Here is a 15,174-nt window from a genome sequence, read left to right as displayed (position 1 = left end):
TGGAATACTTCATTCAAAAGGTGAATACATAACTCATGTTGATTCTGATGATTGGTTACATAAAACGGCATTAGAAAAAATGATTATTGCCGCGGATAGTTCAAAAGCTGATATTGTTATTGCTAAATATTTTCGTGTAATGGATAGATACGGAGTCTTTCAAAAAGCCTCTCCTTATAATATCCCTAACGATTTAATTCTTGATAGTCAAAGTTTTATCAGGGATTATTTTATCGGATTTTTTGGTGTTAATAGATTTTCAATTTCAATGTGGGCTAAACTTTACAAGAAATCATTTATTGATAAAATTGAAATTACAATCGGTGGATTTGATTTGGGCGAGGATTTGAATTATAATATTCAGGTTTTTCCCAAGGCCAATATAATCCATTTTATTGACTCGCCGATATATTTTTATCGATTTGGTGGTATGACTACAAAGCTTAATGAAAAAATTATTGAGTCTGCTCTTAGCATGTTTAATTTAAAGAAAAAAATGATTGTTGAATATAACAAACCAGAATATAATAAATGGATTATTATTGAAATGGTAAATTATATTAAATCATTTGTAAAAATGATGATTGAATATAAAAGAAACGATCCAGTTTTTATAAATACATCTTTAAATGAATTATTTAGTCGACCAGAAATTTATGATGTGATTGAATATAGTCGAAATCTAGAAAATTTTAAAAACGATAATTTTGTTAAGGCATTACAACGTCAGGACATTGACACTATGTTAGAAATTCAGGCTGTTGTTTATAAAAAAGAGAAATTTAGAAAGTCTTTAATTAGAACTGTTTCAAATTGTCTAAAATAATGTTTAATACAAAAGGTATTACAGTTTTTACGCCTACGTTTAATCGCGCTTACTGCTTGGGACAGCTTTACGAAAGTTTGTTGCGGCAAACGGCCACCGATTTTTGTTGGCTTATTGTGGATGATGGATCGTCGGATACCACAAATGATTTAGTGGCGGGATGGATCGCCGCGCAAAAAATTCCCATTACCTATTGCTATCAAGAGAACCAAGGGATGCATGGGGCTCATAATACCGCCTATGCTCACATCAAAACGCCCTACAATGTGTGTATTGATTCGGATGATTATATGCCCGATGATGCTATAGCACAAATTTTGGCCCATCTTCCCCAACTCGAAGCGTCGGATTGTGCGGGGATGATTGGTTTGGATTGTGATCCTCAAGGGAAGCTTATCGGAACCCCTATTCCAGCGCAATGGGAGCGAGGGACGTTGAATGATTTGTATCGAAAAGGGGTTACTGGGGATAAAAAAGTGGTGCTGAAAACAGCAGTAGTGCGCCAGTTTCCATCGTATCCGATCTATCCCGGTGAAAAGTTGGTTCCTTTGGGAACGCTTTACCTGCAAATCGATCAGCACTATACTTTTTTGTATACCCCAGCGGTTTTGTGTGTGGTAGACTACCAGCCTGATGGATCTTCGAATACGATTTTGAAGCAATACAAGGTGAGTCCCCGAGGCTTTGGATACGCTCGATTACTCCGTTTACGCTATCCCGATACGTTCGTAAATCATTTTAAACAAGCCATGCACTTGGTTTCCTCGGCTTTATTTTCAGGTGATTTTTCACTTCTCACTAGGAGTCCACGGCCTGTGTTGACGCTTTTGGCATTCCTACCGGGATTGGCTTTACATGCCTACATCCGTTTTAAAACCCGATAATCATGCGCATTCTTCAAGTCATCAACGGATTAGGAACGGGAGGCGCCGAGAAATTAGTCGTCGATATAGTTGTAGCGCTTCAACAACGCGGGATTACTGTTGATCTTTTGTTGTTGAATGGCACAGAAACGCCTTTTCTTACCCATTTACAAGCCATAAGTACGGGTAAGATCATTGATTTGGGCCGTTCTTCTGTATACCATCCGAAGTTGTTGTTTGCCCTTCGATCCTCTCTTCAATCCTATGATGGGATTCATGTGCATTTGTTTCCCGCTTTGTACTGGGCGGCTTTAGCGACTTTTTTACCCGGTACTTTACCGCCTATGGTATACACGGAACATAGTACGCACAACAATCGCCGGGATCGTTGGCTATTTAGATTACTTGACCGTTGGTTTTATGCGCGTTACCGTCGTCTCGTAGCCATTACCCCTTTGGTGAAAGCCAATTTAAAAGCGCATTTACAATGGGCTGACGATCGAATACAAGTCATTCCCAATGGCATTGATGGTGCTGCGTTACGCCAAGCCAAGCCCTATAACAAAGCGGATTTGGGACTCCCTGAACAAGTACGCGTTTTGATTCATGTTGCCCGTTTTTATCCACCCAAAGATCCAATAACTCTCATTTCTTCTATGACAGCTTTGGATGCTTCAGTACATTTGCTTTTGGTGGGGGAAGGGCCTGAACGTGCTGCCGCTGCTGCCCATGCTGTCCAATGCGGTGTCGCTTCTCGTGTCCATTTTTTAGGGGTTCGTACCGACATTTCCCAATTGCTGCAGTCGGCAGATATCATCGTTTTAAGTTCGAAATATGAAGGATTATCACTAGCTGCTATCGAAGGGATGGCTTCAGGGAAACCCTTTGTAGCGTCTGATGTGCCTGGAATTCGCGATTCAGTAGCGGGTGCGGGTGTCCTTTTTGCCTATGGCGATGCCGATGATTTGGCACAAAAACTACAGCGATTGCTTGATGATATTTCTTATCGTGAAGCCATTGTTGCCCAGTGTTTAGCTCGCGCCGCAGAATATGATAGTACCCAAATGGTTGATCGTTATCTCGCATTATACCAAAGTTTGTTATGAAAAAGCTCATTCGTATTACTACGGTACCGCTATCTTTGGATAAGCTTTTGGAAGGTCAGCTCCGTTTTATGGCATCACATTATGAGGTTGTGGCTGTGTCTTCGGAGGTATCTTATTTGAAGCGCGTTGCCGAGCGGGAGGGGGTGCGCTACCATCCCGTTACGATGACCCGAAAAATAACGCCTTTTCAAGATTTGAAAGCGGTGTATCAATTGTATCGTTTCTTTCGAAAAGAAAAGCCCTTTATTGTTCATACCCATACGCCCAAAGCAGGATTGGTGGGTATGTTGGCAGCTCGCTTGGCCGGTGTTCCTCATCGGTTGCATACGGTGGCGGGATTGCCCTTGTTGGAAGCTACTGGTATGAAGCGATTGATTTTGAATGCAGTAGAACGATTGACGGGGTTTTGTGCCACTAAGGTGTATCCAAATTCCAAGGCATTGTGTCATATTATGATTCAAGAACGCTTGGCGCCTGCTAAAAAATTGAACATCATTGGTGCTGGGAGTTCCAACGGGATTGCTACAGCACATTTTTCAAAACATCATTTTTCTCTCGAAACATTGGCCGAGTTACGGGAAACGATTGGATTATCGTCGGCTTTCGTGTTTATTTTTGTGGGGCGCCTTGTCGCCGACAAAGGGATTCATGAGTTGGTTGCCGCGTTTCAGGCTTTGCATGAAAAAGGGATTGCTTGTCAGTTGTTGTTGGTAGGCCCCTTAGAGTCCGAATTGGATCCGTTGCAAGCGGTCACTTTGGAAGTCATCGAGCAACATCCACATATTTTTACTACAGGGTATCAAAACGATGTCCGTCCCTATTATGCCTTGGCTGATGCGTTGGTGTTTCCTAGTTATCGCGAGGGTTTTCCGAATGTGGTGCTTCAAGCGGGGGCGATGGCGTTGCCTTCGATTGTAAGCGATATCAATGGCTGTAACGAGATTATTGAACACGGGGTCAACGGTTTGATTGTTCCCGTAAAAACGGTGCAACCTTTGTTTGACGCCATGTATACTATGGTGACCGATGTGGATTTACGAAATCAAATGCAAGCGAATGCCCGCAGTTTGATTATGCAACGTTACGAACAGCAAGTAATTTGGGAAGCTATTTTGGAAGAATATCGTACCTTTGAATACTATGAGTAAGGTTTACATATCTCTGATAAAACCATTTTTCGATCGACTTCTTGCTACTCTTGGCCTGTTGATCGCTCTTCCTATACTGCTTGTAGTAACGTTATGTTTGGTATGGGTGAATCAGGGCAAACCTTTTTTTATACAGGAGCGTCCCGGGAAAAACGGAAAGATATTTCGTATTTTCAAATTCAAAACCATGAACGACCGTAAAGATGCGGAGGGGAAGTTATTGCCCGATGGGGATCGGTTAACTCGCGTGGGCGCTTTGGTTCGGAAAACCTCCTTGGATGAGTTGCCCCAATTGTGGAATGTACTGAAAGGCGACATGAGTTTTGTGGGGCCACGACCTTTGCTCACACACTATCTCCATTTGTATGATGCATTTCAAAACCGACGGCATGAAGTAAAGCCCGGTATTACCGGATGGGCGCAAGTCAACGGACGTAACGCAATCTCATGGGACCAGAAATTTGCTTATGATGTTTGGTATGTAGATCATATATCCTTTTTTTTGGATGTCAAAATATTGTTCAAGACTGTAAAAAAAGTCCTCATTAGTGAGGGAATCAACGCGGCAGATTCCGCTTCAATAGAACCGTTTGATGGAAACTAAAGTACTTTTATATGGGGCCAGTGGGCATGGCAAAGTGGTGTTGGATATTCTCCAAGCCCAGGGTGTTGTCGTCAATTGTATTTGTGACGACAATCCTAAATTTTCCCACATTCACGGTGTACCGGTAGTACCTACTAAGGAAATCGATTGGAACGAAAACTATATGATGCTGTTTTCCATCGGGAATAATGCGATCCGAGCTGCTTTGGCGCAACGGTATGCAGGTCCATTTATTACGGCCATACATCCCCAAGCAGTTATTTCTCCTCATGCTACTCTTGGGGAGGGCACTGTGGTTATGGCTGGTGTGGTCATCAATACCGATGCCCGTGTGGGCGTGCATAGCATTATCAATACGGGGGCAACCTTGGACCATGATTGTGTGGTGGGCGACTTTGTACATATATCCCCAGGGGTTTCTTTGGCGGGCAATGTCACCATTGGTTCAGCGACTCATGTTGGGATTGGGGCCTGTGTGATTCAAGGGGTGACTATTGGTAAAGGGTGTACCATTGGGGCCGGGGCAGTGATTATTCGCGATGTACCCGATGGTGCTGTGGTCGTTGGTAATCCAGGAAAAATAATAAAATATAACAATACGTATGAATAATTCTAAAATATGGCTGTCTTCGCCTCATATGGGCGGTACAGAGCAAAAATATGTTCAAGAGGCCTTTGATTCCAATTGGGTGGCACCGTTAGGCCCTAATGTGAGTGGTTTTGAATTGGATTTAGAGCAGTATTTGGGTGGACACTATCCAGTAGCCGCATTGAGTTCGGGCACAGCCGCCTTGCATTTGGCGTTGATTATGGCGGGAGTGATAGCAGGAGATGAGGTGATTTGCCAGTCGATGACGTTTTCAGCTTCGGCAAATCCGATTGTATATTTGGGGGCAACTCCAGTTTTTGTAGATTCTGAACCTGAAACGTGGAATATTTGTCCCCAAGCGTTGGAAGAAGCCATCAAAGATCGAATGGCGAAAGGGAAAAAACCCAAAGCGATTATAGCGGTACACTTGTATGGGATGCCCTTTCAAGTAGATGCTGTGGTGGCATTGGCGCGCACCTATGATATTCCGTTGATTGAGGATAGTGCTGAGGCGCTGGGTAGTCACTATAAGGGTCAGTTTTGTGGAACGTTCGGGAATTTTGGCGTGTTGTCGTTTAATGGTAATAAAATCATCACAACATCTGGCGGTGGAGCTTTGGTTTGTCGTACTACCGAACAAAAAGACCATGCTGTATTTTTAGCGACACAAGCCCGCGATGCCGCCCCACATTATCAACATAGTCATATTGGATATAATTACCGCTTGAGTAATATTTGTGCGGGCATTGGTCGGGGACAGATGGAGGTATTGGACAATCATATTGGTTTACGCCGTAAGATGCATGATTTTTATAGCGATTTATTTCAATCCCATGAGGGCGTTCGGGTTTTTCAAGAGCCGAGTTCCGACTATTTTTGTAATTTTTGGTTGTCTGCTATCCTTGTCGATCCCTCGCAATGCCAAGGTAAAAATCGTGAAGATTTGCGTTTGAGCTTGGAGGCAGCCAATATTGAAAGTCGCCCTTTGTGGAAACCCATGCATTTACAACCTGTATTTGCTTCGGCTCCATACTATGGAGGAACCGTTGCAGAACAGTTATTTGACAACGGATTATGTTTGCCTTCAGGATCAAATCTAACCGATAACGATTGCGAACGGATAGCCCGTGTAATAAATTCTTTTTAGTTTTTTTTAAGAATTAAAATTCCCTAACTTTACGTCAATTATTAGGTTGGATTGGAGGATAAGGATAGATATAATTATTTTGCCCTATTTCGAAGAGCTTTTGCGGACGTAAATACGTCATTTACTTTTCGTAACCTCGGGTATTTGCCGCGATGGCTCATTTTGTTACTGGATGTGTGTATTGTTTCACTCTCCAGTATCATCACCTATTTTTTATTCAAAGGGCTCCGTTTGTCGTATGTTCCCGACAATTCACTCTCTTTTGCATTGGTGTTTTATCTCCTCATCAATGTATTTTTCTTTTGGTTATACCGCACCTATTCAGGGATTATTCGACACTCTTCGTTAATTGATGCCTTAAAATTATTCTTTTCGCAATTGTCAACCTTCATTGCGATTTTGGTTTTCAATTTTATTGTTATTGTATTTACTAACTCCAAAGTATATTTAACGACAGGAGCTTTTATCAATGCGGTATTGTCGTTCAGTTTTTTGTTTTTTTATCGTTTGGTAGTGAAGCAAATTTTCGATCGTATGTTTACTTCTACGACCGACGAGCATCGTATTTCAGCCATTATTTACGGGTCGGATGCCAATGCCATTGCGGTAGCCAACGCCTTATTTTCGGAGCGCCCAGGTCGATTTAAGTTGTATGGGTTTATCGATAAAGACAATCAGAATTTTACGAAGCGAATTTTGAATCTGCCCATTTTTCAAATTCGCAAAAGTGTCCCCGTATTGCTGCGTTCCAAAGGAGTAGAAGCATTGATCATTGCCGATCGATCGTTGACCAAAGAAGAGCGTTCGATTATAGTGGACGAATGTATTGAGTATGGATTTAAGGTCTATACCTTGCCCGTTGTTGCTGATTGGGACGATCAAAAAGAAATTTCCAAGAAAATTAAGAATTTTGAAATTCACGATTTATTGGAGCGTAAACCGATTACGTTGGATACCCAATTGATTTCGGAGTATTTAAAAGATAAAACAATATTAGTGACGGGTGCTGCCGGTTCCATTGGGAGCGAGATTGTACGTCAAGTGCTTTTATTCCAACCCAAGCGTATTATTCTATTGGACCAAGCCGAAACACCGTTGCATTCCCTTTCTTTAGAAATATCGGGAAAAGATTCAGCAGTTGAATTGATTGATGTAGTGGGCGATGTGAGGGATTATGCTTTTATGGAAACGGTTTTTAAAGCTTATCTTCCCGATGTAGTGTATCATGCTGCGGCCTATAAACATGTTCCTTTGATGGAAATCAATCCTGCGCAAGCCGTATTTACTAATGTTTTGGGTACGCGCAATGTAGCGGATTTGTCCAACCAATATCATGTCGATCGTTTTGTGATGGTTTCCACCGACAAAGCCGTGAATCCCAGTAGTGTCATGGGAGCCAGTAAACGCATTGCAGAAATGTATGTCCAGGCCAAGCATTTTAAGCACCAACTTCAGAACAGCGATCGATTTACGCGATTTATTACCACTCGATTTGGGAATGTATTAGGCTCCAATGGTTCCGTAGTGCCTCTTTTTACGAAACAGATACAAGAAGGTGGTCCCATTACGATTACCCATCCTGAGATCATTCGGTATTTTATGACTATTCCCGAAGCTTGCCAATTGGTTTTGGAAGCAGGATCTATGGGTAAAGGAGGAGAGATTTTCATTTTTGATATGGGGAAACCCGTTAAGATTATTGATTTGGCTCGAAAAATGATTCGTTTGGCAGGTTTTGTTCCTGAAAAAGATATTGCCATTAAGATAGTAGGATTACGTCCTGGCGAGAAGTTGTATGAAGAATTGTTGAATGATTCGGCCAAAAACTTGCCTACCCATCACGAAAAAATTATGATTGCCATGGAAACTAGTGCCGATTTTGAGGAGGTAAGTCAACAGGTAGAAACTCTGATTACTATCGCTCGAACAGGCGCTTATGAAGCCACGGTATCTCAAATGAAAGCGTTGGTTCCCGATTTTAAAAGTTTGAACTCGGTGTACGAAAAATTGGATAGTTAATCCAAACCACTAGCTTTGGGAATAATCCCTATATTTGCACCTCATAACGAATACTATGAAGAAAATTTCCTTTATTTTTTTATTGCTTTTGGCTCTTACCCAAGTGTCGTGTGTCTCTAAGAAAAAGTATTACTATTTACAAGGCGATTACAATATGAGCAATGCGGCTGCCAATTATGAGCCTATTATTCAGAAAGATGATCGAATTTCTATACAAGTGTTTACTTATCAACGCGAACTTTCAGAGCCATTTAACATTGATATAGGCGCTAACGGAAATATGGGAGGGGGTAATTTAGGGAATAATCCAAATATGGGATATTTAGTGGATAGTGAAGGTACCATTGATTTTCCTACTCTAGGGAAATTATCAGTGGCGGGATACACTATTGAACAATTGCGCTTAATGTTGACCGATAAACTAAAAGCCTATTTGGTTGATCCGATCATCAATATTCGTATTCTTAATTTTAAAGTCACTGTTTTAGGCGCAGTAGCAAGTCCTGGGGTGAAATCCTTTACTACCAATCGGGTTACGATATTGGATGTGATTGCAGCATCGGGTGATGTATCCCCTTATGGGCGTCGTCAAGAGGTGATGGTTATTCGCGATTATCAAGGCGTGAAATCGTTTAACACCATTGATTTGACCAAATCCGATTTAGTGAATTCCCCGTATTTCTATATGGATCAAAATGATGTGGTGTATGTGCGTGAGCGTAAAGCCAAAATTGATGCTACAGCATTACCCAACTTACCTATTATTGTTTCATCCATAAGTTTTTTAACTACAATGGTTTTGTTACTTACTCGATAATTGAACTATGCACCAACCCCTATTACAAAATACGACAACCCCAACCGAAACAAAATCGGACGAATTTAATATTAAAGACATTCTCTTTCGATATCTTATTTATTGGAAGTGGTTTGTGTTATCAGTGATTATCTTTTCGGCGTTAGCCTATCTCTTTTTGCGTTATAAAGAGGTTTACTATGGTGTTAATGCGTCTATTCTTATCAAAGATGAAAAAAAAGGAGGTACGAGTGAGTTTTCTGCTTTTAGCGACCTAAACATCTTTGCGGGAAAAAACAATATCGAAAATGAAATCGCTATTTTAAAATCGCGAGGCATTTCTCAAAATGTCGTAAAAAAACTAGATCTTGATCTTAGTTATTTCAGCGAAGGGCGGGTGGTTGCCAAAGAATTGTACCGGGATTCTCCCATTAAAATGGTCTTTGTCAAGAAGAATGAATCGTATGATTCTCGCGCTATATCTTGGCGTGTCCGTGTACTTGATTCTAAGTCTTTTGAACTTTCCCAACCTGATTTATCACAGTCACAACGGTACCGTTTTGGACAGTTAATTCCTTCGCCTGTTGGAACTTTTTTTATTCAAATCAAATCTTTCCCTGTCAACAAGCCGATGTCTGACATTCTTATCGTCAAAAGTTCGGTAGAGGCAAAAGCCAATGCGCTTCGTGCTAGCTTAGGCGTCTTGAACCAAGAAAAAACAAACATCGTCAATTTAAGTTTTACTGACTTAACCCAGGAACGTGGGTTGGATTATTTGAACGGACTCATTGAACAGTTCAATGAAGATGCGGTTCGTGATCGGAACCAAGTGGCGGAGTTTACCAAAGAATTCATCAATAGACGATTGGAAATCATTACCAAAGAATTAGGAGGCGTTGAAGGCGAAGCAGAGGTGTTTAAAAAGCAACGCGGTTTAACTTCCCTAGAGGCCGATGCAGGGTTGAGCTTGACCTCTAAAACGGAATACAATAAATCGGTATTAGCAATTGAAACAGAATTAAAAGTCAGCGACTTCTTGTTGGAAGAAGTTCGCAAAATGAAAAAAGGAATGTTGATTCCAACCAATGTGGTTACGGCTTCTCCTTCCATAGTATCTTTCATTAATAAGTACAATGAATCAGAATTAAGTCGAAAAACTTTTTTAATCAGTGGTACGGAAAATAACCCTCGCGTTAAACAAATTGAGCGTGAATTGGAGGACGTAAAACAAAGTGTTATCAGCAGTATTATCAGCCATCAACGGGACTTGCGTATCAAAAAGAACGATTTATTAAACCAACGAGCGCTTTATGAAGGAAAGGTGTATAATGTACCTACCAATGAGCGTTTTTATAATGAAATCGCACGGCAACAAAAAATTAAGGAAACACTTTATTTATACTTATTACAAAAACGAGAGGAAACAGAAATATCCTTAGCAGTCACTTCCCCTAAAGCCAAAATTATTGATGCCGCCTATCTAACAGGACCGATATCCATCAAAGCTTCTCTAGTGTATTTGATTGCTTTTGTGTTAGGTTTGGCATTGCCCATCGGATTTTTGACCTTACTTTTTGCGTTAGATACCAAGATTAAAAGTCGCATGGACGTGGAAGGAAAAGTGTCTGTTCCCTACTTGGGCGATATTCCACGTTCGGATAACAGTGAAGAACTTATCGACTCCAACAGCCGCTCCAGTTCGGCAGAGGCGGTTCGTATGATTCGTACCAATTTAGAGTTTGTTCTTTCTGATGTGCAACAAGGACGTTGCAAAACGATTTTTGTCACGTCATCTATACCCAAAGAAGGGAAGACGTTTATTGCTGTAAACTTAGCGACCACCATTGCGCTTTCTGGGAAGAAAGTCTTGATTATTGGATTGGATATTCGAAATCCAAAATTGGATACGTATATCAATCTTCCCGCCAAAGGACTAACTAATTTCTTGTCCAAAACGGGTGAATCTATTCAAGATTATATCATTAAAGTGAAAGGGTATGAAAATTTCTATGCACTACCCTCCGGCGTCATTCCCCCCAATCCCGTAGAACTTTTGATGAATGATAAAATCAATCGCCTTTTTGATGAGTTGAAAACGGAGTTTGATTATATCATTGTAGATACCGCTCCCGTGAGTGTGGTTACGGATACTTTCTTGATTTCGCACAATGCTGATGCCTTTATCTATGTGATGCGTGCCAATTATTTGGATAAACGTATGTTGCGCTTTGTGGAAACGCTTTACAAGGATCACAAGTTGCCCAATATGGCTATGGTGTTGAATGATACCGATATTCAACGTTCCTACGGCTACGGCTATGGCTATGGTTACGGCTATGGCTACGGCTATGGTTACGGTTATGGTGTAGAAGAAAAGAAACTCACCCTCACGGATAAGATACTCCGCTTTTTTAAGAAATAGTAGTTAACTTATTTCGCGTTAAAGTCTACATTTTTTTGGAGTAATTCTATTACGGCTTTTTCGTTTTTTAAGGCTAGGGGCTGGCGTAAGGCGAGCACATGTTTTTCATGGTGCACATCGGTTCCCGAGTAGTCATAAAGTCCTTCATTTAATAGCAATTCTGCAGTTTTTAGGACCGGCCAGCCATAATACCCTGTTAGCGCAGGAAGATTCAATTGAAATAAGCACCCTGCTTTTTTAAGACGTCGGTACTCGTCCATTTTACCATGATAAAAATTGTACCGTTCCGGATGTGCTAAAACCGGGCGATAGCCTTCAACTTGAAGCTCAAACAGCCAGTCGTATAAAGCCAAAGGAGGCTGTTGGTAAGACATTTCAACCAAAACCAAATTGTCTTTTAAGGTGCAAAGAGGCCCTTCCTGTAGTTTTTGCGTAAAATCGGCATCCAACATATATTCGGCGGCCCAATGAAACGAACTTGAGTCTAAAGGGATATGGTCTGAAAACGACTGCGCTAAGGGTTCGATGGTAGCCCTAGTATTGTTCCAAACGCCCGCCATAATATGAGGCGTAGCGGTAAAGTGATGAATCCCCAACGCTTTCAATTCCATGCACCGCTGTTGCGTATCTTCCCACGAATTACAACCGTCGTCAATCCCCGGCAAGAGGTGCGAATGAATGTCGACATAACCTTCAGGGAGTAAGCACGATAATGAAGGCTTTTGTTTCTTAAAGAACCACATGAAATTATCCGTTTTTAAAGCGGGGTAAAGGTAACTAATTCGTGATTTAGTTTTATATTTGCTCGACAAATAACCCAACCCTCGTGACTCAAAACACGCGCCCACATAACGAATCCGAAGCCTGGGATCTCATTATCAAAGGAAAACAAGGAATCTTTGCGCTCCATCTTAAGGATTTATGGCGATACCGTGATTTACTCTTCATGTTTGTGAAACGCGATTTCGTAAGTTTCTACAAGCAAACGATTTTGGGCCCGCTTTGGTTATTTATTCAACCTCTTTTTACCACCTTAGTCTTTACTTTTGTATTTGGGAATTTGGCAGGCATCAGCGCCGACGGTTTACCCCACCAGCTTTTTTATTTGTGTGGTATCACGGCTTGGAATTATTTTGCCGATTGCTTGACCAAAACAAGCACTGTATTTAAAGACAATACCAATATTTTTGGCAAAGTCTACTTCCCACGTTTGATAATGCCTTTAAGTATCGTGGTGAGCAATCTGGTGCGTTTTGGAGTGCAATTATTGTTGCTAATCGCCATGATGGGCTATTTTACGCTTTATCCTATCCCCGACACCTCGTTTCAGATAACGAAAGGTATTCTTCTATTTCCTTTTTTAGTCTTGCTGATGGCGCTTTTGGGACTCGGATTGGGTTTGATAATCACAGCCATTACCACCAAATACAAGGATCTTACTTTTTTGGTTACGTTTGGCGTGCAACTCATGATGTATGCTACTTCGGTGATTTACCCGTTGAGTTATATCCAACCCGAATATAAAAAATGGATTGCTTGGAATCCCATGACAACGATCATTGAGGCGTTTCGTTATGCCTTTTTAGGAAAAGGAGAATTTACTACGTATAGCTTATTGTATACCGCTGGGGTAACCTTAGTGGTATTGTTTTTGGGAATTTTGATTTTTAACAAAACCGAACGCACGTTCGTCGATACCATCTGATGCCACGCACTGTTATAGAAGTTCACCAGCTTTCCAAAGCGTATCAAATCGGTCAAATCGGTACTGGAACGATTTCCCGTGACCTAGAACGATTTGTGGTGACCAAAATTTTACGCCGTGAAGACCCTTTTTTGAAAGTAGGAGAGGTAAACGATCGTACCGTAAAATCCGATTCGGATATTGTTTGGTCTTTGCGCGATATCAATTTTGATGTCCAAGAAGGCAATGCGTTGGGGATTATTGGTAAAAATGGTGCCGGAAAAAGTACGTTGCTCAAACTCTTATCCCGCGTTACGGCTCCTACAACCGGTGAAATTCGTATCAAAGGACGTATTGCTAGTTTGCTGGAAGTAGGTACGGGTTTTCATCCCGAACTGACCGGCCGAGAAAATATTTATTTAAACGGGGCGATTCTAGGCATGCGCAAAAAAGAAATCGATCGCAAAATCGATGAAATTATTGCTTTTTCTGGCTGTGAACGCTACATTGATACGCCGGTAAAACGCTACAGTAGTGGGATGACCGTTCGTTTGGCCTTTGCGGTAGCGGCGCATCTCGAACCCGAAATTTTGGTGGTCGATGAGGTTTTGGCTGTGGGGGATGCCGAGTTTCAAAAGAAAGCCATTGGTAAAATGCAAGACATTTCCAAAGGCGAGGGGCGTACCGTATTGTTTGTTAGTCACGATATGACCGCCATTCATGCCTTGACGGATTCGGTGATTATTTTGAAAAATGGGGAATGCTCTGATCGAATGCCTACCGATGAAGGTATCCAGCAGTATTTAGCTACCAATTTGGCCCAAAGTAATGGTACGTTAATTCGTAAATCGGAGGGCGATTTGTATGTAGAACGCTTTTTGATCAATAGCGATGAGGTGAATTATACTCAAATTCCTTCAGGCGACCCTTTACGCATGCAGTTTTTTCTAAATAAACCCATTTCGGCGCAAGAGGCTTCGTCTTTAGCGTTTTATGTCGTTTTTAGAAACGAATTAAATTATCCTGTTTTTACGGTTTCTAATCGTTACGATGCCCATGCCCAAGTCTCCGATTCGGGTCAGGTGCAATCCATTGAATGCCTCGTGCCCTCTATGGCCTTGGCGGAAGGAAAATATACAGCCAAAACGTGGATGGCCTTCAAAGGAGGTTTTTGTGACGAAATTACCGATGCGTTTGAAGTGGAAGTGTTGGCTTCCAACTTTTTCCATACGGGTCAAATGCCCATCGCGCGGAAGCACGGTGCCTTTTTGTTGAATCAAAATTGGACGTTGAAATGATAGCGAACAAAATTCGAGAATTCATCTATCGCCGTTATAATATTAGCTTTTCCAAGGCAGGAGAAGACATGCAATTGATGAAATTAATCATTCATCGTACGCCCGGCGTTTATGTCGATATCGGTTGCTGGCATCCCGTGAAAGCTTCCAATACCTATTTGTTTTATATCCACGGTTGGAAAGGCATTTGCATCGATCCCAATCCCGAGCTTCGTCCTTTGTACCAAAAGTTTCGTCCTACCGATATTTTTGAAAATTGTGCTTTGGGTAATCAAGACCTTAATTTAAAGTATTATATGCTTCCCGATAGTTCGATGAACACCCTTGATTATGGGTTTATCGAAAAACGGGAATTGCAATCGCAAATTCAGCAGGTACTCGACGTACCGACCATTCCATTGGCTACTATTCTAGAACGGCATCTGCACCCTGGAGATCGTTTGGATTTCTTAGATGTTGATGTGGAAGGATATGATCTTGAAGTGCTGAAGACCAACAATTGGGAGCGTTTTCGTCCCCGATTTTTAGTCGTTGAATCTGATTTGCCACTTAATCAAGATTTGGCTTCCGAGATGCATGATTATCTCGCTTCTGTAGGGTATACTATCATTGGTAAAGTGGTCACCAAAGGAAATCTCGGCAATACATTTTATATCGATAACCGTTTGTAAT

At 41.5% G+C, this 15,174-nt stretch carries 14 protein-coding genes; 13 read left to right on the top strand and 1 reads right to left on the bottom strand.

Features of this window, described 5'->3' with window-relative positions:
- From Q0037_RS08745 to Q0037_RS08700, 10 genes are all read left to right on the top strand, one after another.
- The coding region (locus Q0037_RS08745; protein ID WP_297517257.1) for a glycosyltransferase at nucleotides 1-826 on the top strand (826 nt) is incomplete at its 5' end.
- Nucleotides 826-1,710, top strand: a complete 885-nt coding sequence (locus tag Q0037_RS08740) for a glycosyltransferase family A protein (RefSeq protein ID WP_297517256.1) — start codon at nucleotides 826-828, stop codon at nucleotides 1,708-1,710. The genes Q0037_RS08745 and Q0037_RS08740, both read left to right, overlap by 1 nt.
- A gap of 2 nt (nucleotides 1,711-1,712) precedes the next feature.
- A complete protein-coding gene (locus Q0037_RS08735; protein ID WP_297517255.1) occupies nucleotides 1,713-2,795 on the top strand; it encodes a glycosyltransferase in 1,083 nt (360 codons plus the stop codon).
- Nucleotides 2,792-3,943, top strand: coding sequence for a glycosyltransferase family 4 protein (locus Q0037_RS08730; RefSeq protein ID WP_297517254.1), 1,152 nt, complete (start codon nucleotides 2,792-2,794; stop codon nucleotides 3,941-3,943). The genes Q0037_RS08735 and Q0037_RS08730 overlap by 4 nt, the downstream gene beginning before the upstream one ends.
- Complete coding sequence (locus Q0037_RS08725; protein WP_297517253.1) at nucleotides 3,936-4,547, top strand: sugar transferase; 612 nt, start codon at nucleotides 3,936-3,938, stop codon at nucleotides 4,545-4,547. Before Q0037_RS08730 ends, Q0037_RS08725 begins: the two co-directional genes overlap by 8 nt.
- Nucleotides 4,537-5,157: an acetyltransferase gene (locus Q0037_RS08720; RefSeq protein ID WP_297517252.1), complete on the top strand. Its 621-nt coding sequence runs from the start codon at nucleotides 4,537-4,539 to the stop codon at nucleotides 5,155-5,157. The genes Q0037_RS08725 and Q0037_RS08720 overlap by 11 nt, the downstream gene beginning before the upstream one ends.
- Nucleotides 5,150-6,283, top strand: a complete 1,134-nt coding sequence (locus Q0037_RS08715; RefSeq protein WP_297517251.1) for an aminotransferase class I/II-fold pyridoxal phosphate-dependent enzyme — start codon at nucleotides 5,150-5,152, stop codon at nucleotides 6,281-6,283. The genes Q0037_RS08720 and Q0037_RS08715 overlap by 8 nt, the downstream gene beginning before the upstream one ends.
- A 144-nt stretch (nucleotides 6,284-6,427) precedes the next feature.
- A complete protein-coding gene (locus Q0037_RS08710) occupies nucleotides 6,428-8,302 on the top strand; it encodes a nucleoside-diphosphate sugar epimerase/dehydratase (protein WP_297517250.1) in 1,875 nt (624 codons plus the stop codon).
- Between the two features lie 55 nt (nucleotides 8,303-8,357).
- On the top strand, nucleotides 8,358-9,119 hold the full coding sequence (locus tag Q0037_RS08705) for a polysaccharide biosynthesis/export family protein (RefSeq protein WP_297517249.1): 762 nt from the start codon (nucleotides 8,358-8,360) through the stop codon (nucleotides 9,117-9,119).
- A 7-nt stretch (nucleotides 9,120-9,126) separates the two neighbouring features.
- On the top strand, nucleotides 9,127-11,520 hold the full coding sequence (locus tag Q0037_RS08700) for a polysaccharide biosynthesis tyrosine autokinase (RefSeq protein ID WP_297517248.1): 2,394 nt from the start codon (nucleotides 9,127-9,129) through the stop codon (nucleotides 11,518-11,520).
- An 8-nt stretch (nucleotides 11,521-11,528) separates the two neighbouring features.
- Here Q0037_RS08700 and Q0037_RS08695 read toward each other — a convergent pair whose 3' ends face one another.
- Nucleotides 11,529-12,263 (bottom strand): CpsB/CapC family capsule biosynthesis tyrosine phosphatase, encoded by a 735-nt coding sequence (locus Q0037_RS08695; protein ID WP_297517247.1) that lies wholly within the window; start codon nucleotides 12,261-12,263, stop codon nucleotides 11,529-11,531.
- Nucleotides 12,264-12,346: 83 nt separating this feature from the next.
- On the opposite strand from Q0037_RS08695, the gene Q0037_RS08690 reads away from it, so the two are divergent.
- Genes Q0037_RS08690 through Q0037_RS08680 form a run of 3 tightly spaced genes read left to right on the top strand, consistent with a single transcriptional unit; the run spans nucleotide 12,347 to nucleotide 15,173 of the window.
- Complete coding sequence (locus Q0037_RS08690; RefSeq protein WP_297517246.1) at nucleotides 12,347-13,225, top strand: ABC transporter permease; 879 nt, start codon at nucleotides 12,347-12,349, stop codon at nucleotides 13,223-13,225.
- Complete coding sequence (locus Q0037_RS08685) at nucleotides 13,225-14,502, top strand: ABC transporter ATP-binding protein (RefSeq protein WP_297517245.1); 1,278 nt, start codon at nucleotides 13,225-13,227, stop codon at nucleotides 14,500-14,502. The genes Q0037_RS08690 and Q0037_RS08685 overlap by 1 nt, the downstream gene beginning before the upstream one ends.
- The gene (locus Q0037_RS08680; protein ID WP_297517244.1) at nucleotides 14,499-15,173 is read left to right on the top strand and encodes an FkbM family methyltransferase; all 675 of its coding nucleotides are present in this window, start codon (nucleotides 14,499-14,501) and stop codon (nucleotides 15,171-15,173) included. Before Q0037_RS08685 ends, Q0037_RS08680 begins: the two co-directional genes overlap by 4 nt.
- The last annotated feature ends 1 nt before the right edge of the window (nucleotide 15,174 follow it).

The sequence above is a fragment of the Flavobacterium sp. genome (assembly GCF_027482425.1).
In the GTDB taxonomy this organism is placed as follows: Bacteria; Bacteroidota; Bacteroidia; order Flavobacteriales; family Flavobacteriaceae; genus Flavobacterium.
This window is presented reverse-complemented; position numbering and strand designations above follow the sequence as displayed.

What these genes read in the sequence shown, in the direction of transcription:
- Q0037_RS08740 (WP_297517256.1), top strand. Translation starts at nt 826, where the DNA reads ATGTTTAATACAAAAGGTATTACAGTTTTTACGCCTACGTTTAATCGC.
- Q0037_RS08735 (WP_297517255.1), top strand. Translation starts at nt 1,713, where the DNA reads ATGCGCATTCTTCAAGTCATCAACGGATTAGGAACGGGAGGCGCCGAG.
- Q0037_RS08730 (WP_297517254.1), top strand. Translation starts at nt 2,792, where the DNA reads ATGAAAAAGCTCATTCGTATTACTACGGTACCGCTATCTTTGGATAAG.
- Q0037_RS08725 (WP_297517253.1), top strand. Translation starts at nt 3,936, where the DNA reads ATGAGTAAGGTTTACATATCTCTGATAAAACCATTTTTCGATCGACTT.
- Q0037_RS08720 (WP_297517252.1), top strand. Translation starts at nt 4,537, where the DNA reads ATGGAAACTAAAGTACTTTTATATGGGGCCAGTGGGCATGGCAAAGTG.
- Q0037_RS08715 (WP_297517251.1), top strand. Translation starts at nt 5,150, where the DNA reads ATGAATAATTCTAAAATATGGCTGTCTTCGCCTCATATGGGCGGTACA.
- Q0037_RS08705 (WP_297517249.1), top strand. Translation starts at nt 8,358, where the DNA reads ATGAAGAAAATTTCCTTTATTTTTTTATTGCTTTTGGCTCTTACCCAA.
- Q0037_RS08700 (WP_297517248.1), top strand. Translation starts at nt 9,127, where the DNA reads ATGCACCAACCCCTATTACAAAATACGACAACCCCAACCGAAACAAAA.
- Q0037_RS08695 (WP_297517247.1), bottom strand. Translation starts at nt 12,263, where the DNA reads ATGTGGTTCTTTAAGAAACAAAAGCCTTCATTATCGTGCTTACTCCCT.
- Q0037_RS08685 (WP_297517245.1), top strand. Translation starts at nt 13,225, where the DNA reads ATGCCACGCACTGTTATAGAAGTTCACCAGCTTTCCAAAGCGTATCAA.
- Q0037_RS08680 (WP_297517244.1), top strand. Translation starts at nt 14,499, where the DNA reads ATGATAGCGAACAAAATTCGAGAATTCATCTATCGCCGTTATAATATT.